This window comes from Candidatus Sulfotelmatobacter sp. (assembly GCA_035504415.1).
Taxonomy (GTDB): Bacteria; Vulcanimicrobiota; Vulcanimicrobiia; order Vulcanimicrobiales; family Vulcanimicrobiaceae; genus Vulcanimicrobium.
The window spans coordinates 26,672-46,557 of the sequence record DATJRY010000008.1 but is presented as its reverse complement, the minus strand read 5'-3'; the positions used below and the strand labels follow the sequence as shown (position 1 = coordinate 46,557).

Below are 19,886 nucleotides of genomic sequence, written 5' to 3'. Positions count from 1 at the left end.
CCTACTTCCGGCTGCCGGGTTCGCGCTTCTCGCGGCACTGGGCGCAGTAGCCGAGCAATTCGATAGCGTGGCCGTCCACGACGAATCCGGCCTCGTCGAGCAAACGCTGTTTGAGGGCGTCGATCGCCTCGCAGTCGACGTCGGTCACGCGGCCGCAGGTGCGGCAGATCGCGTGGTGATGGTGGGCGCTGTGGCACCAAACGTAGCTCGTCTCGCCATCGGCCTCCGTGCGGCTCGTGACGAAACCGCTCGATTCGAGCCGTTCTAAGGTCCGGTACACGGTCGACTTGGCGAGCGTCGGTATGCTCGCCTTGAGCTTCGTCATAACCGCGGCAGCCGTGAGGTAGCGCTGCTCTTGTTCGAGCAGGGCGGTGATTCTGCGACGCGTCGCGGTGAGATAGAGCGGCCGTTCAGCGAACACGGTCATGGCCTTCGCTACGACCCGCTGGGCAGCCCGTGATTTGCAACTCAGTCGCAGGAATATGCTACTCAGTTGCAACACCTACCGCCCATGCTCGTCGCCGCGCTCAGCGTTTTCGTCCTCGGCCTGCGCCATGGAGCCGATCCCGACCACCTCGCCATCATCGACAACCTCACCCGGAACTCGCACGAGCGGGCGCCGCGCGGAAGCCGCTACGTGGGCGCGCTCTTTGCCGGCGGCCATTCGATCATGGTTCTTGCCATTGCCGCGTTGGTCGGTCTGCTCGGGACGTGGTTCACGCCGTACCGGGCGCTCGTCGAGCAGATCGGCGGCTGGGTCGGCACGGTCGTTTTGCTGGCGGTCGCAGCGCTGAATTTGACTCAGCTCGCGCTGCGCGACGACGTCACCGGCTCGCCGCGAACCCGCATCATCCCGGCGGCTTGGCGCGCCAGCAGCCACGTCCTGATCGCACTCCCGACCGGGCTGCTGTTCGGCCTGGGATTCGAGACGTCGAGCCAACTCGCGACGTACGCGATCGCGTTCAGCGCGGGTGCCGGCGTCATCGGGGCCGTGCTGATCGGCCTCGCGTTTTGCTGCGGCATTCTCTGCACCGATGCGCTCGACGGCTTTCTCGTGCACCGATTCATTTCGCTGCGTGCATCGGCGCTTCGGCGCGCGAAACGCATCTGGCTGATCGCGATCACGGCTTTTGCGGTTGCGGTAGCCGCATATCAGCTCGCGCAGCTCCTCGGCTGGAAGCCGCCGTTTTCGGACGTCATCGTGAGCGCGAGCCTCATGCTGGCCCTCTTCACGACCTACGCCTTCCTCATGCTGCAAGCGGGAGCGCGTGAAAACGCCCTCGCGGAAAGAAGTGAGCTCACGTGACGACGACCGTCGGCGATTCCACCGTTCCGGTTACGGTTTTGACCGGCTTTCTCGGTTCGGGCAAGACGACCTTACTCAATCGCATTCTCACCGAAAATCACGGCAAGCGTATCGCCGTCATCGAGAACGAGTTCGGCGAGATCGGCGTCGACCAGGACCTGGTCATCGGCGCCGACGAGGAAGTGTTCGAGATGAACAACGGCTGCATCTGTTGCACCGTGCGCGGTGACTTGATCCGCATTCTCGGGACACTGATGAAACGGAAAGACAAATTCGATTACATTTTGGTCGAAACGACCGGCCTGGCCGATCCCGGACCGGTGGCTCAGACGTTCTTCGTGGATCAGGACGTTCGGTCGAAGACGCGGCTCGACGGGATCGTGACCCTCGTCGACGCGCTTCACTTCGAGCAGCATTTCGACGAGAGCACAGAGCTCAAAGAGCAGATCGCCTTCGCGGACGTCATCTTGCTGAACAAGGTCGACCTGGTCGACGCGCAGGCTCTCGACGTGCTCGAGGCTCGCATTCGGTCGATGAACGGCGCCGCGAAGATTTTTCGGACCACGAATGCAGCGATCGAGATGGAGCGCATCCTCGACGTCGGCGGTTTCGATCTGGACCGTGCGCTCGACGTGCGCCCCGCGTTCCTCGAACCCGAGCACCCGTTCGAGTGGGCGGGTGCCTATCAGCTCAAAGCGGGCACGTACGATTTGCAGCTCTCCGCCGGTCCTGACAAGTCGATGGATCTCGTCGTGTTGGCGGCAGGCGGAGACGGCACGGCTGTCCTCGGCGACGTCGCGGAGCGAGCGACGCTCGCCTTTTCCGGCCCGCCGATCGAACGCCATTCGATCGATCGGATTCATCCGGGCGAGCGACGTTGGCGTATCGCGCTGAACGGAAAGCGAGCGACGCTCGTGCGCATCGCGGTCGAGGAGCCGGGGACGTACGCCGTTTTCACGCAGCACGGCGGCGTCGAATACGCGGTCACGGTCACGGCGGCGACCGGACTGCCCGTCGCGCCGGCACAAACGATTGCGTACAAGCCGAACCACACACATGACGCGACGGTGACGTCCGTCGGCATCGAGATGGAGGGAGACTGCGTCGAGGCGCGACTCGACGTCTTCTTCCGAAACGTCCTACAGAACTTGGGTCCGGATATTTTCCGCATGAAGGGCGTGCTGAGTATCGAGAACTCCCCATGCCGCTTCGTATTTCAAGGTGTCCACATGCTCTTTGACGGCCGGCCCGATCGCGAATGGGGTAGTGAGCCGCGCCGAAATACGCTCGTGTTCATTGGGCGCAATCTCGACCGCGAAGCGCTTACCAGGGATTTTCGCGCGTGTCTGGGACAATAGCCGCACCGGACCAGCTTGCCGAACGGTGGTCGTACGATGTGGACGACTATCCGATCGCCGTCACGTGCTCGCGTCGCGGTACTTTCGTCGCTGCCGCCACGTCGAGCGGTCGGATCGTCGTGCTGGACGGACGAAACGGCGATTTCGTCGTGAGCTTCCGCGGACACGCGAACGGCACGCTCGCGCTTTCGTGGAGCCCGGACGAATCGCTGCTCGTTAGCGGTGGCCAGGACGGCTGGGCCCGGATCTGGGACGTGGCCACGGGCAAGCAGGTCGCCGAGTGCGAAGGCGGTGCAGCCTGGGTCGAGCACGTCGCCTTTGACCCGCGTGGGGCAGGCACGTCGAGCGCGCAGGTCTTCGCAACCGCAGCCGGTCGCATCGTTCGCCTGTGGACAGCGGACGGACAGCTCGTGCGTTCCTATGCGCCGCACCCGAGCACCGTCTCCGCGTGTGTCTGGCAGGCGGGTGCGCAAGCGTTGGTAACGGCTGCGTACGGTGCGCTCACGATATGGTCGCCTTCACGTGACCGCCCAGTTCGCCGCTTTCGCTGGAAGGGCTCGATTCTCTCGGTCGCTTGCAGCCGCGACGGGCGATACATCGCAACGGGCGACCAAGACTGCACCGTACACTTCTGGCGCGTAAAGAACGGCGACGATCTTCAGATGGCTGGCTACCCGGCCAAGGTGCTGCAACTCGCATGGGATCCGTCAAGTCGCTATTTGGCCACCGGCGGAAGCGATGTAGTGACGATTTGGGACTGCAAACGTAGTCCGGAGGGCACCAAACCGCGCACCTGCGAGGGGCACGACGACCTCATCACGGCGCTCGCATATCAGCATCGGGGTGATCTGCTTGCAAGCAGCGACGCGAGCGGCGCGGTGATCGTTTGGGCACCCGTGCGTTCATCAAATCCACTCGCGCGGCAGGACTACGGGTCCGAAGTCGTTTCTCTTGCGTGGGATCCGACTGACGCGACGATCATCACGGCGACGGCGAACGGACTATTGGGCGCTCAAACGTACACCTCGTGAAGGTATCCGGTTGAATCCATAGCCCCCTCCCGACCCAGCTCGGGCAAATCGCGGCGGTCGGGTCGGCCAGAATGTGCGCTCATTGACGTTCCGCGACGAGCGTACGGGGATGCGACGGAACGGCGACGGTCGCTCTCCTACCCTGATCCCATGGGGTTTCGTTGTTTCACCGTGCTCGCGGTGCTCGGCGTCTTGACGGCGTGCGGCGGCACGGGCGCGTCCCGCGCCGCCGTGCCGGTGTCGCCGTCGCCTGCCTCCGGCGGGGCGGCTCCGCTGGGCCGCGCGACGTTCACCATCGTCGTGCCGGCGCGCGACGACGTTTCGCGCGCACGCCGTGCAGCATACGTGTCCTCGGCAACCGAATCGCTCGCGTTCACGCTGGACACCGCCAGCGGGCTCACGCCGGGCCAGGTCTCCGCGTTCGGCGTGCAGACGTTCAACGTGACTCCCGGCTCGGGCAACTGCCCGGGCTCGAGTCCGTGGACGTGCACGTTCACCGCGGTCTTCCCCATCGGGACGGACAAGGTCACGCTGGTCGCATACGACCAGGCCGGCGGCGCCGGCAACGCGCTCTCTCAGCAAACGCAAACGATCGCGGTCGTGGAAGGGAACGGCAACAGCTTCGCCGTGGCGCTCGACGCGCAGGTCGGCACCACGACCTGTCCCGGTCCGGCAATCGCGATCAGCTCGCTGCCGAGCGGGACCAGCGGCGGGCTGTGCAGCGGCAGCGGGCAGGGGGCCGTCGCGCTCTCGAGCTCCGGCGCGGCGGTCTTTCCGATCGACCTCACGACGATCGATGGAACGGCGATCGCGGCGAGCTCACCGGGCGCACCGAAACTCTCGGCAACGCAGAGCGGCGGCGTCGTCTCGGTCAGCGTCTCGCAGAACCCCTATCAGCTCTCCCTGACGCCGACCGGCTCGGGCACGGGGACCGTCACGCTGACGGCCAGCGGCGCGAGCAGCGGCGACGGCGTGGCGCAACGGTCGATCACCTTCAGCGTCGAGTACCCGCCGTTCTGGTCCGACGTCAGCACGGTTCCGACCGTGCGCGAAAACCTCGCTGCCGGGACGATCAACAACATCATCTACGTCGTCGGCGGCATGCTGACCGCTTACGCCGACTCGAACGCCAACGAGGCCTACAATCCGTCGACGAACACGTGGACCGAAGAGGCGACGATGCCGACGACGCGCGAAGGAATGGGCGTCGGTGTCGTCAACGGGATCCTCTACGCGGTCGGCGGCTTCAATACGAGCTACACCATTCTGACGACCGTCGAGGCGTACGATCCGTCGAGCAACACCTGGTCGACCAAGGCGTCGCTGCCGCAAGCGGTCAGCGGAGCCGGCGTCGGCGTCGTCAACGGAATCCTCTACGTCGTCGGCGGCGGCAACAGCTCCGGTCCCGTCAACTACGTGCAGGCCTACAACCCCTCGACGAACGCCTGGACGATGGAGGCGGCCCTCCCGACCGCGCGCGAGTCGGTTGCCGTCGCAGTCGCGAACAACACGCTCTACGCGATCGGCGGCGACAACGGCAACTACCTGACGACGGTCGAGGCGTACAATCCGTCGAACAACACGTGGGCGACGGAAGCCTCGATGCCGGGGCAAGGACGCGAGTCGGTCGCGGTCGGCGTCGTCAACAATACGATCTATGAGGCGGGCGGCGACAACTACAATCAGGGCTGGCTCACCACCGCGGCCGCGTACAACCCGACCAGCAACACGTGGACGACGATCTCCTCGCTGCTGCAACCCCAAGACGAAGCGGCCGGGGCCGTCGCCAACAACGTGTTCTACGTGCTCGGAGGCGGCGACGAATACGGTCCCGTCGATTACGTCGAGGCCCTCACGCCCTAGACACGAATCAGCAAGCGAGCGGTCGCTCTATCTGGGCGAACCGGCGCTTCACGAAGCTCGGTCGAAAATGCAAGCTGCACCAGCCGGCAGCGGCTACATTCGTTGGTGTTTCAGCGCTTCTCTCGTCAGGAGACGAACGGGTGCACCAACGCACGAGGGCCCTCGTAACCCTTCTCATCCTCTTCTCAGCGGCGCTCCTGAGCGCGTGCGGCACGACGAGGTCGGCCGTCGCACCGAGGCCCGTGGGCACTCCGTCCGCGTCGCCCGAGGGTGCAGCGTCCGGCGCTCATACGATGCTCGGGATGGTGCAGAGCACATCGCTGATGCAGACCCTGCAGGGCATCATCGCGCAGATACAAACGTCCGCGTCGCGGGCTCGTGCTCCGCGGTCCGCCTCGACGTGTAGCAACGATTCGGAAGTCGTCGATCCGGGGCCGAGCAACCTCCAAGACGACGTTACCTACTCGTACTTCTACGACTCCGCGTGCGTGCACCCGTCCCTCGTCGTGGATCTCGCGGAGAACGTGACGGCCTCCGGTTCGCTGGTGAACGCCACCGGCACGATAGCGCACTACACGGCCGGCGGAAGCGTGAGCGCGGTCCAGAACATCGCGATCGAGACCGAACAGAACAAGACCGGCCAGGAGGGGAGCCTCGGCGATGAAATCTTCAGCGCCCAAATCGCTGATGCGCACGGCAACGAGATGCAGACCACGTGCGATCTGAACTCCGGATCGCTCTGGTACTGCGGAGCGGCGTTCATCGCTCATACCTTTGCGGTCTTTCCCTTCGCGCAGATCGGCGCGTCGATCGGCCCGACGCCGGTCAAAATCGTCACCGTACCCGGATTGAGCACCTACTCGACCACGAACGCCCCGGTCTCGACCGCCGGCGTTCTGACCTTCGACTCGGGTGCGTCGCTGAGCATCCTGCAGCCGGGCGGCCCGCCCGAGACGTACGCACTCGACGGCTTCGATTATCTGACGAGTGGCACCATCACGATCGTGGTGGAATTCGGTCCGGGCCAATCGCTCTTGTCGCTTGCGATCAACGCGGCGAATCCGTCGCGCGACGAGGCGGCGAGCCTCGCCGGCAACAACACGAGCGGCTTCACCGGGGTCGTCGTCTCGGGCGTCTCGAGCGCGCACCCGACCACGGTCGCGACGATCACGCTCGACGGTGGCGGCAACGGCACCATCACGGAGCTGCCCAGCGCCAATTTCAGCGGGTTCACCCTCCAGGTGGTCGGCTTCACTCCCTCGACGTAGCCTCCGGGACGTCCAGCCGCACGCCGTGCGGCGAGACGCGCCGGATCGCCTCGTCGAGCCCGGCCTGCGTGCGCCCGGTCAGTGCGCGCCAGGCCGCCGGCGAGATGCCGTACCGGCCGGCGAAGCGGCGCGCGAAGTACGCCGGCTCGAAGCCGAACTGGCTCGCGACGGCGGTGATCGACGCCGATCGCCGCCGCAGCGCGGAGCGCGCCGCCTCGAGGCGAAACGCGATCGTCCACTGTCGTATCGAACGGCCGGTGCTCGCACTCAGGACGTCGTTCAAGTAGTTCGGCGCGAAGCCGAAACGATCGCTGAGCTCGTGCAGCGTCGGTGCGCGGTCGAGCGTCTCGCCGAGAAACGCGAGGACGCGCTGCACCAGATCGAAATGTTGCCGTGCGCGCTCCTCGGCGCGCTCCTCGCGCAACGCGAGCGCGCTCCTCGCCGCTTCGAGCCGGGAAGCTTCGTCCGTCGTCGCAACCAGCGACTCCATCCGTTCCGCCCACTCGCGCTTCTCTCGCCGCGAGAGATCGAGAATCGCCGGTTCCGCGCCGAAGCGCCCGATGAAGGCAGCGTCCGGTACCGCCACCGTCTGTACGACCGTCTCCGCCAACGTCCGCATCCGCCGCGGTCCCGGCGGAACGGTCATGAGCGCTCCCGCCTCGACGACGCGGTCGATCCCGTCGACCACCGCACGCACGCGGCCCGCCTTCACGTAATGCAACCCATGCGCGGGAACGATGAATGCCCCGCCCCCTCCGGCTGGGATCGTGACCTCGACGCGTAATCCTCCGTCAATTGGAGGAAGAAGCACGTCTCCAAATGCCTCCGCACCCGAGCCGGACCCGCTCATGCGGCCCTCTCTTCTCTGAGAAGGGGGCGCGGCGCCTCGCTGCGCGATGGAGCCGACGGCCGGACTCGAACCGGCGACCTGCTGATTACGAATCAGCTGCAGCCCCCTCGTCGCCTCATCACTGGGCACTGATCGACCCGGGATAGACACGGGGAAGGCGGACAAACGGATGTCCGTGGTGGTACCAGGTGGTGGCACCTGCCTGCCCCACCCTTCGCAGGCGGACCACGCAGCAAGGCCGCCACCGGCCTGCGACCAGGTACTCAGCGCCTCGTCGGCACGATCTCCTAGGCGCACCGCCGCGAGCAGCGAGTTGGCGACGGCGAGAGGCCGCGTCGGCATCAACCTCCTGAAACATCCGGGCGAGCGTCGTCGCCGGTCGTCGGTGGTCTTGCAAGGGGATCCGGGCCATATGCTCTCAGTAGCCTGAGCGCCAACCACCAAAGGAACGCGGACTCCACTCCGCCAGCGGCAGCGTCGTTCACGAGGCCGTGCGCGACTTCGTTACGTACATTCGCCCCCATGCGATCTCCGAGCACGGAGTCCAACGTGAAGACGTAGTCCTCGCCGAACGCCGCTGGGGCAACCGGATGCCGAAGCACGTCGGCGACGGACTGCACTCGCTGGTAGCCGTCGAGCTCCTCAATGACGACAACGCGCCGTCTTCGCAAGACTTCGCGAAGCGCGTTCTCAATCTGCGGTGCCAGTATGTGAACCGCGATGTCGAATTCGCCCATAAGGCCTGCGTAAACGCCCTTGGCCCAGAGCAGGGAGTGGCCTTGGGGAATCAACGGCCGATTCTGGATTCCCTCATAGATATCCGCGAGCGTGTACTCGTGCTCGATGACGAGGATCTGCCTAGCGGGCTCAATGGTGCCGAGGACGCTGGCCAAGCGAGCCTGGGCGGCCTGATCGTGCATTGCACCACGAAGTGCGTTGCGCCGCTCTTCATCTGATGCACCGAGTGAACCAGCGAAGGTCCCTTGCAGCCTCCCGTCCCGGTTCACTTTGGCTCTTCCGAAGCCATACCGGAAGTGGAACCGTGAGATGTAGTCGGCGGCTACGCGAACTGCCGTCTTCTTTCTGAGAAGAATGCTGCTGCCAGCAAGAATCCAGAGCGCCTCCATGGGCTCCTTGCCCCGAATGCGCTCAAGGATGCCATCCGGCGCTGGTTCTGTACGAATCTCTGTCGCAATTTCGGTCATCTCGCTGACCGATAGAATTTGCGCGTCATCGAGCGCGGCGCTGATGCGCTCGATCTGGTCCCGTGACGCGCCCGCATCCAGTAACGCTCTCCTGCCAAGGCGCAGATAGTGGGCGCGCATCACCTCGTTCGCCGCAAGGTCGGCCTGTCGAGTATAGGTTTCGGCACGCGCGAACCGCAACGCGTCGACCGGGCCCTTCTGCCGGAGGCGACGCGCTAATCGAACCGCGACGTCATAGTATTGGCGTGCTCGCTCGAACGCATAGTTGGCATCGGACGATTCGGCGATCCTTTTAACCCGTTCGAGGAGCGCTTCACTTTGCGCTTCCGTAAGCGTGTCGAAGATGCGCGAGATAATCCTATGCGTGTAGAATAGAGGATCGGTTGCGTCCAGCCTATCCAAGAACGCCCATGCCATTCTCAGCGTTGCGGCGAATGCGGAGCTGCGTGTTCCGAGCAGCCGTGAAAGGCGATATGCCCGAGAGAGATAGCGTTCCGAGATGGTCCAGTGGTCCGGGGCGAACGTTGCTTCGGCAACCTGGAGGTGAGCGGCCACAGCCGTCTGGGCGTGCTCGGCTTTCCTTGGGTACAATCGGTGCCAGAGGATATCGGCCAGATGGCCCCGCAGCACTGGGGTCGTGATGGTTTCGTTAATCGCCAAGAGCGCCCCGACGTGACGATCACGGAGGTCCGCGGGAAGCGGGCTGTGCCAACGCCGGTTTTCTCCGTCGTGGCCTGAAACGTACCTACCGAAAGGCGCTCGGCGATCGTCCGATAACATCATTCCGGTCGCAACCACGAGCAACTGATACGCAATAGCTGCAGCCTCATCGCCGCGCTCCTGCGCTTCGTCTCGAGCAGCAGCAAGGCGACGCTGGCAGTCGAACTGGCCGTGCTCCAGCGACGCATCGGCGACGAGTGCATCCACGTTTAGCGCACGCGCTTGATCTTCGGTTAGGTCAAACTCGTCCGGTAGTCCGACGACGTACGGTTGTTCACCCGGTGCCATACTCCGTAACTTCGGCGCTCCCGGGATCGCTACCCGGAGGGAGCCCTCACGGATCCCCCAGATCCATGATGTGCGCCAGTTGGCAAAGGGCCCGAATAACCGCGAGCGCCCAATGGGCGGCCCACTACAAAATGCCGCCGTGGCGTATGATGCATTCGAGACATTCGTCAAGCGACGGTTTTTCCGCGTGCGCGAACAGAAAACTCATCGCGGCGGTGTAGGCGTCGTCCAGGACCTCTCGGAGCTGGGCCGAGAGCCGGAACGCCGGGCTCTCGGCGTAACCGCCAGTTGGTCGCGTCGCTCCGTGAAACGGTTGGCCCACTCCCGCATTGCGTAACTCTTTTTCGCAATAGGCCGCCATATCCCCGAGCGATCCGAGTGCGTACCGCGTTGCGTGGTCGTCCAGAAGCATCTTGATGTCGTAGTAGTAACGTGCCATGAGGCGCAGCTCATCAAGCCGAGGTGGCGAATTGGACGCAGCTACGTGCAGGGCGAAGATTTTCTCCATGAGCGTGCGCACTGGAGCGAGAACTGAAAGCGTGACATTATCTCGCTCAATGAAGTCCTCCGGCATGCCGGCGTCACGCATGTATTGAGCCACATAGGATTCCACTACGCGCTCAAGCGATGGCTCCGGGTAACCGCGAAAACTCAATTCGAGCAGGACGCTCGGACTGACAATCGCCGTCTCTCGGTCGCTGTAAGGAAAACGCGACACGAGCTTGCGGCCTTCCTCGCGCCGCTGCTCGACCGGCGGAATACCAAGATAGGTCGCGACATCACGCATGATCGCGTCGAGTTGCAATGTCCGCTGCCGGATTGACAGATTTTCCGAGATCAGCAAGATGTCGACGTCTTCAGACATCCTATGGATCAAGCGGAACCCTTTGGAAAGACTAGTTCCCCCCTTAAAAATGATCCGCACGCCCTGGCGCGGTCGAGATAGAACGCGCAAGACTTCCGTAACCCAGAAATCCTTCTCGACCAGCTCGGGGCTCAGGCCAAATGCGTCACTCGCCAGGCCTACAAGCGCCGCTCGTTCCTCAGGCTCCGTGCGAAGGCTAGCTCTCCCTACGAGAGCGATGTCACGAACTCTTGGACCATGCGCGTCTCACCGATTGCCGCTTCGCGCACGGCAGGTACACTGATCTTTCCCTGTTCCGCAAGCTCTCTTAAGTGGGCAAAGATCCTCCGCTGTGGCAACTCGCAAAAGCGGCAGCGATCCCGAGCAATCTCCAGGACCGCGATCTCCGCGGGATTCAATTCCTTGCGACGGGTGTTTGTACGCTCGTGGAAAGCGACGTTCGGCAGACTAACCGCTGGCTTCACCAGGACGGCATAATCCTGGACCGGTGGAATTTGCGTCGTCAGCCCAAGGAAGGCGGCAGCGGCTGGACCGGCAGGACCTGGAGCATGATCACCAGCGATGGCAAACGCGGTCTCAAATGCGTCGGGCCTGACCATTCCAAATCGCGTCCGGCGTGCTTTCCAATAAACGCCCTTACTAATTCGAAGAAGTGTGCCGTCCTTCGCTAAACGAGCGAAGGCTTGCTCAATTGCCGCATTAGTAGCCTGGGGTAGTTTGGCTCGAACCTCGGCCACGCGAACTGGTGTCCGATCAGGAAGCCCCTCTACCTGCCTCCGGATGGCTGCCGCTACGCTCATGTCAGTATATTACACCGAAAACCTGACATTTGTCGAGGCCTACCCCATCGGCCGACGCCCACGCACGGCTTCAAGCCGCATGTCCGACGCGGCTCCGTTGGTGACGAGGTTTCGTACCGAAATGATTCGAAATACAAGCACATGCAGACGCGGGGACGGCCCGGCCAAGTCACCTACCAACAGGTTGAGGAAGCGGCACTTAAGATAGCGAGCAGCGGGGCGCGCCCCACCTTACGCTCGGTTCAAGAGCTGTTGGGTGCCGGCTCTTTGGCGCTAATCAGCCGTCATCTTGCCCGGTGGAAGACCCAGCGGGCCCGATCTCAGGCCAGTAATCCATTCACGGTCGGGGCGGGGGATGTCGAAGCACTCACACCAGCCGACTTTGCCACGCTGATCAACCACCTCGTGCGGCTCGAGGTCCGGCAGCATGAAATCCCGGGCGTTCCGGACACGACATGCCGCAACAGCGATGCCGATGGTGGCATCGATGGCATGATGGTGTGGTCCGGCGGGCCCGCTCGGACCGCCAGACTGCCTGCCCGAAGCGTAATATGGCAGTCAAAGTCCGGTCGGCGTCTCGGTCCGTCCGATTTGGTTCGCGAGATCATGCGGCGCGACGGGACCGCGATCAAACCCCGAATTCGCGACGTGCTTGCCGCCGATGGCGCCTACATCGTCTTCAGCGGAATCGATATGACCGCTGACCAAAAATTAGCGCGTACTCACGCAATGGTCGCTGCTGCTCGTCCGCATCTTCCGGGCACTGACCCGAAGATCTACATCATGGCCGCGGACGAAATTGCGGCCTGGGCAGCCCAAGATCTTTGGTCTCGTACGTTCCTTATTCGTGCCGCCGGGCGTGAGCATACAGCACTACTAGCTACCTTCGACGAATGGTCGCGCCTGCCCGGTCTCGATAACCCGTACGTCTGGGACGACGTGACCGGTCGCATCGCCGAGCAATTGAGAGCAGCAGCTAAAAAGATCGGCGGAGTCTTTCGACTCAACGGCGCGTCGGGTCTAGGAAAAACGCGCTTGGCGCTGGAGGCTCTGCGACCAATGGCGGCTGAGGGCGTCGGCATCGTCTATTTCGATGCTCGCTACCCCGGCAGCGGCCTGCAGCTACTGAGTACAATCCCCGACTGGCGTCGACTCGGTGTTGGCGGAACCATTGTCGTAGACGATTGTGAGGCCGAACTTCACCAGCAGCTTGCTCAAGCGATCGCGGGTAGCGCCCTCTCGGTCATTTCGATCGACCACCGTCACGAGCTAAGCGGCGACGCAACGCTTCGGCAGACAAACTCCGAGACGATCACGCGGATCGTCAAAGGGCTTGAGCCTCAGCTTACAGGCCCGAATTTTCTGCGGATCGTCGAGTATGCGCAAGGTTGGCCATTAATGGCGATCCTCGTACTGAAGGCGATTAGCAATGACAGTGTGATGATCACTGATCTTACGAACGACCAAATCACCCAGCGACTCATCGGCTACTTCGATGATTCTGACGAGTACGCCGTCCTGTCCCTCCTTGCCCTCTTTGACCACGTCGGTTACAGCGAACGTGTAGCATTGGAGTGGGAAATATTGCGGGCAACGTTCCTACCGAATGTCTCACGCGACGCTTTCCACCGCATCGTGAAGAACTTCGAACGAAAGGGTCTGATCGTTGCCATTGGTCGCTACTGGCGTGTCACGCCGCCACCTCTGGCGCTTCGCCTTACACGGCGCTGGCTCGACGACGTCGCGCCTGAAACACGGGAGCGACTCTTCGCCGAGCTACCCGACAGCCTGACGATAGCGCTTGCCCGACGTTTTGGCGACGTGACGACGGGCACCTCACTCGAACTTGCTGCTGGACTGCTTTCGCCGTCCGGCCGGTTCGGGAACCTCGCCGGTATTCTCGGCCCAACGAATTCGAGGATGCTACGATCACTTGCGCAAGTGAACCCCGACGCCGCGATCAAGGCGATGACCCGTGCGCTCTCGGCGTTGAGCGACGAGGACCTCAGCGACATCGATGAGCCGAGCGGACGGCAGAACCTGGTGTGGGCTCTCGAGGGCATTGCCTTTCACGCTGCTCACTTCAAAGCTGCGGTGCGTCTGATTTTTGCGCTTGCTCGTAACGAGAATGCTTCGAATGCGAACAACGCTACGGGGACGTTGAGTAAGTTCTTTGCCGTGCAGGGATCTCAAACCGAAGCGCATCCAAACGAGCGCATCGCGATTGTCGACGAAATGTTGGAGCGCACCGATTCTCGAAGCCATACGCTGGTCGCCGAGGCACTCGGGCGCGTGCTGTCCCTAAACCAGAACTATGTGGTCCTGGGCGTCGAATCTCAAGGCGGGCGTCCTATTCTCATTGAGTGGTGCCCAACGATATGGAAGGATATCTTTGATTATGTTAGAGCTGCCGTCGATCGTGCCCTGACACTGAGTTCTCGCGGTCCACAGGCGTTCGCCCTTTCCCGCGACGTAATCGCAGACGGAATCCCGTTGCTCGCTCGCTACCGCCTTTGGGATGATCTGGAAAGGGCAGCGACATCGCTTGCCGGGCCAGCCTGGCCGAAGGCAGTTGATCGGCTAAAATGGGCAATTCGCCATGTGTGCGAAAATGACGCAGATCGCGAGCGGGCGCGCGGCATTCTGCAGTCATTGCTGCCGACGGACCTTCTCGAACAGATCACTCTGTACGTGACGGATCCGCCGCTCGATCTTGACGAGGTCCCGGGATCCGGTATCGTCGATCGATCGCTTGAGAATGTCGACCGGTTTGCGCGTGAGACGACGGAAGCGGGCCGCGTACGTGCGGTTCTCGACGTGGTGAGCACGGGTTGGTCGCACCGACTGCCGCATGGTTACGGGCAAGCCGCCGCAAAGCACACTGGTGATCGGGAGCAGCTCGTGGAGGATGCACTCGCTGCCTACGTAGACGCACCCGAACCCCGGAACGATCTCGCTCTAATGAGCATCGTCGGAACGCTCGGCGAAGCCGATCCGGACTACCGGTGGTCGGTTCTGGTACGGATCTCAAAAGACGATCACCTGGTTCAAGCATTGCCGGCTGTCATCGTGTGGCCGCGCGTGGAATCGCGTGACATAGAACTTCTGCTTCAAGCCTACAAGGAGCGTCGCCTTACGGCACCTCCTCGACGGAACCTCTTCATGGGCAACGCATATGCACACGTTGACCGGGAGCAGTTGCGCGCCCTCGCCGCCGTCTTCCTCGATCACGGCTGGTACTCTAGCGTCGTCAATCTCCTGATGTTCGGGGTTTCGGATCGAGAGGGTCTAGACGATGTTTTTGAAGCGGTCATCGTACAGAGTGGCTTTCTCAAGAAGCCTCTGGACGACGTTCATGAATGGAGCTTGCTCGAGGTCGCGAAGCGACTGATCAAATCGAACGTTCGCTTCGCCACTGACGTCGGAGAGCAGCTTATGACCGAGGCACTTTCGGACAAAGGAGGCTTTGCAGAGCGTCGACGTGTCGCTGATTTGTGGCCGATGCTCCTTGCCCACGATACCGTGTGGGACCGGTTCAAGAGACGGTACGCGTCGCTGGATCGAGCTGATAGGTGGCGATTGCTCATCGCGACGCAGCATGATTCATTCTCTCTCGCCGATGATCGCCTCGCTGTTGAAGGTAGATCGATCGATGATCTAATCGCCTTTGGACACGACTACGTTGATGACGTCCCGGCATTTCTTGCACAATACGGGCTGATGATCCAGTCTTCGCCTGATGAGCCATTACGCATCACGCCGCTTATGATGGCGCTCCTTGAGAATTTTGGCGAAAGAGACGACGTGCTTCGTTCGCTGGAAGCAAACATTCATAGCTTCGCAAGCGTTGGGCCAGGGGCTGATTACTACGCGATGCGAATGGCACTCGTCGATGGCATGCCGACGTTTGGGAGCCCCCGCATCGAAATCTGGAAGGATGAGCTGCGATCGCATCTTGATGCGGAGCGGAAGCGCGCTTCGCTTCGCGACAACGAAATTGAGCAAGGAATTTTCTGACGCTAGGGGTCGGTGAGCCGAAGTAAGCGACGAGTAGAGGCAACGCGTGACGGTCCGAGAGAGCTCCAGGCGGAAGGCAAGCGAGGGGCGGCGGCATGTCTAGGTTAGTTAACCGCTCACGTTGGCAGGGGACGTGCTTCTAATGACTTCCTTGACGCGTTCAAGATCGACTCGATCGGGATCGACCAACACGTCGACTAGATAGTCGTCAGCGCACTCTAGCAGTAAATAGACGATGTCGTTCCCGGTGTATCCTAGAGATCGTAGTTCGCCAGCAGGTACTCCGTCCGCTCAAGGGCGCTGCGCTGCAGGGGCAACCAACTCATCCCCTCGTGCCGATATCCGGTGACGTTCAAGGAATCAACGACGTCACGCCCATAGGCAGCGATGACCGTCTGCAACTGCCGCTTCGTGTCCATTCCTCGCGCCTCGCACACACTCGATCTGCTGGTGTGGAGCGAAGCGTCGTCGCGCGGCGCCAGCTCCTTTCGCACCCCGGGGTCACGCTGTTAGCTTCGTTAAGCGAGCCACGGGCCGCATCGCGAACGCACTGGCATCGCTCAGCAGTCGCGGATCAGAACTGGGTCTGTGCCATTGGACTGGCCGGCGAACTCCGCGGGAGCCATCCGAAAACGCGAAAACCGCGCCGCAACGCAGTTTTCCTGGAGCCGACGGCCGGACTCGAACCGGCGACCTGCTGATTACGAATCAGCTGCTCTACCAACTGAGCTACGTCGGCATTTCGCCCGCGGCCGTGGGACCCGGCGGGGCGACCGCCTTAGGTTCGCGTGCTCCCTCGACGACCCTCTCGGGCCGCGTCAGGATTCGGTGCGGGTGAAGGGCAGCCTGGCAAGCGAAGCCCACGGCGTGCTCGGACGGCTCTGGGTCCTGGCGGCCCTGCTGGTGCTCAGCGCGCTCGGGCCGAGCGCTGCGCGCGCCGACGTCCCCCTGCTCCCGCCCGGCGCGCCGCTCGGCGACGCCGCGCCGGCGTCGCTGCTGCAGCCGAGCGCGCTGCAGGCGACCTTCCGGGTCCCCCCGATACCGGGGCTTTCGATCGTGAGCACGTGGCTTGCGCGCGGCTTCACGGTCACGCTGACGTATCCCGACGGGCGCCACGAGGTGATCGCCGCCGCGCCGAGCCTGCCCGGCGAGATCTTGGGAGTCCGCCTGCCGGACGACGCCTACCGCGCGACGCGGATCGACCTGACCGGCTCGATCGTCAGCCAGGAGGCGACGCCGCTGCTGGTGACCGACGACATCCTCGCGCGTTCGCTCGCCGGCGGCCGCTGGGACGTCGTCGCGTGCGGCGCGTTCTTCGCGCTGACCCTGCTCGCGGCGCTGCTGCTGACCGTGCGCCGCAGGCGCGCGCTCGTCGCGCTAACGGTCGCGGCGGCCGCGAATTGTCTTCTGGCGCTGCCGTTCGTCGGCATCGTGCGCCCGCCGCCGGAGCTCAGCCAGCCCCTGCACGCGCTCGCCTTCGCGCTCGCGCTGGCGGGCGTGCTCGGCGTCCTGCTCGATCGCACGGCGGCGGCGCGGCCGCCGCGCACGGTGATCGTGCTTGCCCTCGTCGTCGCGCTCGCGAGCGTCGTCTACGTGGCCGGCGCCGACGTCGCGCAGGATCTGTGGCTAGGCGGCAACATCGCGCTCTTGCGCGCGCTCGATCACGCGTTCCCGCTCGCGTTCGCGCTGGCCACGCTCGCGCTGGCCCTCGCCGCGCGGCGAACGCCGGACGGCCCGCTGCTCATCGCCGCCACCGCCGCGGCCGCCATCGCCTCGGCGCTCGGCGCCGCGTCCGCCTTCACGCCGACCGAGACGGGCGCGCAGATCGCGCATCTGACGATTACCGCGGGTCCGTTGGCCGAGCTGCTGCTGCTGACGGCGCTGCTCGCGACGCGGACGCGCGCGCCCGAGCGGGACGAGCGCGACGAGCTGACCGGGCTCGCGAGCCGCGTCGCGCTCACCCGCGCGATGGACGCCGCCTGGCGCGCGAACGAAGGTGCTCCGCTGGCGCTACTGCTCGTGGACCTCGACCACTTCCGCCGCTACGATGCGACCTGCGGCTACGCCGCCGGCGACGACGCGCTGCGCAGTTGCGCGGCCGCATTGACCGCCGCGTGCGCCGACGTCCCCGGCGCGCTGGTCGCGCGCGCCGACGGCGACGGCTTCGCCGTGCTCGCGCCCGTCTACGACGACGGCGGGGCGTTCGCGCTCGGCCAACGGATGCACGACGCGATCGCCGCGCTCGACATCCCGCACGCGCAGGTCCCGCTCGGCCGACTGTGCGCGAGCGTCGGCGTCGCGAGCGGCGTCCCCGACCCAACCACGTCGCCCGACGCATTGACGCGGCGCGCCGACGCCGCGCTCTTCATCGCCAAGGCGATGGGGCGCAATCGCGTCGTGCTCGACGAACCGGTATCCGCGGACACCGGGCGGCCGGTTACGGAGCGACGATGATCTTACCGTGCATCGACGCTTCGAACTCGTGCGGCTTGCAAAAGTACGGGTACACGCCGGGCTTGGTGAGGCGTAACGTGAACGTGGCGCCGTCCGGAATGAGGGGCGAGCTCTTCCAACGGCCGTCGTCGACGTTCGCGCCTCCGCTGGTCACGGTGTGCGGGTCTTGGTCGGTATTGGTCCAAACGATTCGCTGACCCGCCTTCACGTGAACGACCGGCGGCCGGAATGCGTGATCGTGGATGATGACCTGCACCGGCGGCGGCGCGCCGGCAGCAGCGGCCGCCGCCGGCCTCAGAACGAGGCCGGCGAGCAGCACGACGTGCAATCGGTTCATCGGTTGAAGACGTTGTTCGCCAAGTCTTTGTCGGGACGCTGGTCGACGAACGCCACCGGGGGACAATTGACGACGAACACGGAGCCGTAGGGCGCACCGCCTGGTCCGGTCAGATAGCCTTGACCGACCAGATTGAGAATCTGGTTCTCGTCGGTCTGGCGCGTGTTCTTGCCGGCTTTCACGGCCGCCGGCGTCCACACGCCCAACTGGACGTCCCACAGCGGGCTGTAGGCGTTGGCGTGACGCGGATCGTCGAGCGAGGGGAAGTCGCCCTGCGCGTTGAGCGGCGAGCAGAGCTGCGCGGAATTCGCCATCGTCGCGTCTTCGCCGAGGTGACAGCGCAGGCCGAGGTACATCAGCCCTTGACTGTTTTCGCCCGACGTCTGGCCGTTGAGGAACACGAAGATGCGCTCGCGAGCCGAGCCGAGATTGTCGTCGCCGTTCGCGAACGGCGCGTGATTGAGCAGCGGCACGTAGATCGCGCGCTCGACCGTTGCCGCGCCCGGATCGGAGGCTTCGGTGCTCAGATACACGATCGGCTGGCCCGAATCGAATCCGTGCGCCAGCAGCATCGTCACTTCCGGACCGTCGTTGTCCTGCTTGGTGTCGATGGCCAGGACGCGGTCCGCCGTGTTCGTGTGGTGAACGACGTCGTACGGACCGTCACCCGTCGCGACGATCGACATGTTGTAGACGATGTTCGAACCGGCGATGCGCACGAAGGGGCTGTAGTGCGGGCCGCCGACGGCGCCCGGTGCGGCCTTCACCGGCGGAAAACCGGTCGCCGAGGGTTCATAGACGCGCGTCGGGCTGAAGTCCGGCGCGCCTTGGAAGTGCACGATCGCGTCGTTGTTGAACTTCCCGCTCGGCTTGCCCAACGTTACCGTCTGCAAGCACTCGGGACAGTTGATCGCAATATTGTTCAGCTTGGGCGCGTAGAGGACGTTGAGGTCGTGCGCCACGCCATAGTCGGAAGCGTCGGTGATGATGTACCAGACCGTCTTCCCGTTGGCGATGCCGCGATGGATCGGAATGACGACGGTGCTCGCGGCGACGTTGACGTCGCGGGCACTCTTGAGCACGAGATGGCTCTCCGGCAGATACGGTGACGCAGCCGAAGCCTCGTGCGCGGGAAAGTACCGTACCGCGGCGGTGAGCAAGCCGGCGATCACGGTAACCGCGAACGCTCCTTGACGCCATGGCCTGTTGATCATTGTAAATGTTCTCCGGATTCGAGCTTGTGGCGACCAGGCGCACAACATAGTTCGCGCTCGAGGCCGGGTCTGTAAGGATTCTTACCGAATGGACGGATGTCGCGGAATCCAGAAAAACCGCGTCGGAAGCGTGGTCTCGCCGGAGCCTGACGGCAGGACCTCGAGCGGGTGAGCGGCTCGCCGTCATGCAGTCACTCCCGGCGCAGCGGTGAGGTTCGGGAGGGCCGGGAAGTCCGCCATTCGTCGAGAGGAAAACCGGTCGCGTCTCACGCAAGGGTAACCTCGCTAAGGGACGTGACGGCTCTATCCG

At 63.8% G+C, this 19,886-nt stretch carries 15 protein-coding genes and 2 tRNA genes; 7 read left to right on the top strand and 10 right to left on the bottom strand.

Translation table 11 applies throughout. The annotated features are described in order from the left end of the window. Position 1: 1 nt before the first annotated feature. Complete coding sequence (locus VMD91_04690; protein HTW83354.1) at positions 2–427, bottom strand: Fur family transcriptional regulator; 426 nt, start codon at positions 425–427, stop codon at positions 2–4. A gap of 84 nt (positions 428–511) precedes the next feature. Here VMD91_04690 and VMD91_04685 point away from each other — a divergent pair, with 84 nt between their 5' ends. The 5 genes from VMD91_04685 (at position 512) to VMD91_04665 (ending at position 6,826) form a co-directional block, all read left to right on the top strand. Next, the gene (locus VMD91_04685; GenBank protein HTW83353.1) at positions 512–1,306 is read left to right on the top strand and encodes a hypothetical protein; all 795 of its coding nucleotides are present in this window, start codon (positions 512–514) and stop codon (positions 1,304–1,306) included. Next, entirely contained in the window at positions 1,303–2,664 is a 1,362-nt protein-coding gene (locus tag VMD91_04680; protein HTW83352.1) for a GTP-binding protein, read from the top strand. The genes VMD91_04685 and VMD91_04680 overlap by 4 nt, the downstream gene beginning before the upstream one ends. Positions 2,665–2,702: 38 nt before the next feature. Continuing rightward, entirely contained in the window at positions 2,703–3,695 is a 993-nt protein-coding gene (locus VMD91_04675) for a hypothetical protein (protein HTW83351.1), read from the top strand. A 150-nt stretch (positions 3,696–3,845) separates the two neighbouring features. Then, complete coding sequence (locus tag VMD91_04670) at positions 3,846–5,558, top strand: kelch repeat-containing protein (GenBank protein ID HTW83350.1); 1,713 nt, start codon at positions 3,846–3,848, stop codon at positions 5,556–5,558. A 323-nt stretch (positions 5,559–5,881) separates the two neighbouring features. After that, on the top strand, positions 5,882–6,826 hold the full coding sequence (locus VMD91_04665; protein ID HTW83349.1) for a hypothetical protein: 945 nt from the start codon (positions 5,882–5,884) through the stop codon (positions 6,824–6,826). Here VMD91_04665 and VMD91_04660 read toward each other — a convergent pair. The 5 genes from VMD91_04660 to VMD91_04640 form a co-directional block, all read right to left on the bottom strand. Next, positions 6,810–7,523: an AraC family transcriptional regulator gene (locus VMD91_04660; protein ID HTW83348.1), complete on the bottom strand. Its 714-nt coding sequence runs from the start codon at positions 7,521–7,523 to the stop codon at positions 6,810–6,812. The genes VMD91_04665 and VMD91_04660 overlap by 17 nt on opposite strands. Before the next feature lie 200 nt (positions 7,524–7,723). Further along, positions 7,724–7,791: transfer RNA gene (locus tag VMD91_04655), tRNA-Ser, on the bottom strand. 226 nt (positions 7,792–8,017) lie between these two features. Continuing rightward, the gene (locus VMD91_04650; protein HTW83347.1) at positions 8,018–9,889 is read right to left on the bottom strand and encodes a DUF4209 domain-containing protein; all 1,872 of its coding nucleotides are present in this window, start codon (positions 9,887–9,889) and stop codon (positions 8,018–8,020) included. Positions 9,890–10,013: 124 nt separating this feature from the next. Beyond that, positions 10,014–10,844 carry a nucleotidyl transferase AbiEii/AbiGii toxin family protein gene (locus VMD91_04645; GenBank protein HTW83346.1) on the bottom strand — a complete coding sequence of 277 codons (831 nt, stop codon included), beginning with the start codon at positions 10,842–10,844 and terminating at the stop codon, positions 10,014–10,016. A gap of 116 nt (positions 10,845–10,960) precedes the next feature. After that, positions 10,961–11,491 (bottom strand): DUF6088 family protein, encoded by a 531-nt coding sequence (locus VMD91_04640; GenBank protein ID HTW83345.1) that lies wholly within the window; start codon positions 11,489–11,491, stop codon positions 10,961–10,963. Positions 11,492–11,695: 204 nt separating this feature from the next. Between VMD91_04640 and VMD91_04635 the strand changes: the two genes are divergently transcribed. Next, entirely contained in the window at positions 11,696–15,571 is a 3,876-nt protein-coding gene (locus VMD91_04635) for a DNA-binding protein (protein ID HTW83344.1), read from the top strand. A gap of 254 nt (positions 15,572–15,825) precedes the next feature. On the opposite strand, the gene VMD91_04630 is transcribed toward VMD91_04635, so the two are convergent. Both VMD91_04630 and VMD91_04625 read right to left on the bottom strand, forming a co-directional pair. Next, a complete protein-coding gene (locus VMD91_04630) occupies positions 15,826–15,990 on the bottom strand; it encodes a hypothetical protein (GenBank protein HTW83343.1) in 165 nt (54 codons plus the stop codon). 244 nt (positions 15,991–16,234) lie between these two features. Then, positions 16,235–16,310 (bottom strand) — tRNA-Thr (locus tag VMD91_04625). Between the two features lie 128 nt (positions 16,311–16,438). Between VMD91_04625 and VMD91_04620 the strand changes: the two genes are divergently transcribed. Then, positions 16,439–18,025: a GGDEF domain-containing protein gene (locus tag VMD91_04620; GenBank protein ID HTW83342.1), complete on the top strand. Its 1,587-nt coding sequence runs from the start codon at positions 16,439–16,441 to the stop codon at positions 18,023–18,025. On the opposite strand, the gene VMD91_04615 is transcribed toward VMD91_04620, so the two are convergent. Beyond that, positions 18,009–18,362: a cupredoxin domain-containing protein gene (locus VMD91_04615; protein ID HTW83341.1), complete on the bottom strand. Its 354-nt coding sequence runs from the start codon at positions 18,360–18,362 to the stop codon at positions 18,009–18,011. The two genes, VMD91_04620 and VMD91_04615, sit on opposite strands and share 17 nt — an antisense overlap. After that, positions 18,359–19,534: a hypothetical protein gene (locus VMD91_04610; protein HTW83340.1), complete on the bottom strand. Its 1,176-nt coding sequence runs from the start codon at positions 19,532–19,534 to the stop codon at positions 18,359–18,361. Before VMD91_04610 ends, VMD91_04615 begins: the two co-directional genes overlap by 4 nt. Between the last annotated feature and the right edge of the window lie 352 nt (positions 19,535–19,886).

Bases quoted from the DNA above. Each gene is read 5' to 3' on its own strand.
- VMD91_04685 (HTW83353.1), top strand. From the start codon at position 512: ATGCTCGTCGCCGCGCTCAGCGTTTTCGTCCTCGGCCTGCGCCATGGA.
- VMD91_04635 (HTW83344.1), top strand. From the start codon at position 11,696: ATGCAGACGCGGGGACGGCCCGGCCAAGTCACCTACCAACAGGTTGAG.
- VMD91_04630 (HTW83343.1), bottom strand. From the start codon at position 15,990: ATGGACACGAAGCGGCAGTTGCAGACGGTCATCGCTGCCTATGGGCGT.
- VMD91_04665 (HTW83349.1), top strand. From the start codon at position 5,882: ATGCAGACCCTGCAGGGCATCATCGCGCAGATACAAACGTCCGCGTCG.
- VMD91_04650 (HTW83347.1), bottom strand. From the start codon at position 9,889: ATGGCACCGGGTGAACAACCGTACGTCGTCGGACTACCGGACGAGTTT.
- VMD91_04670 (HTW83350.1), top strand. From the start codon at position 3,846: ATGGGGTTTCGTTGTTTCACCGTGCTCGCGGTGCTCGGCGTCTTGACG.
- VMD91_04615 (HTW83341.1), bottom strand. From the start codon at position 18,362: ATGAACCGATTGCACGTCGTGCTGCTCGCCGGCCTCGTTCTGAGGCCG.
- VMD91_04690 (HTW83354.1), bottom strand. From the start codon at position 427: ATGACCGTGTTCGCTGAACGGCCGCTCTATCTCACCGCGACGCGTCGC.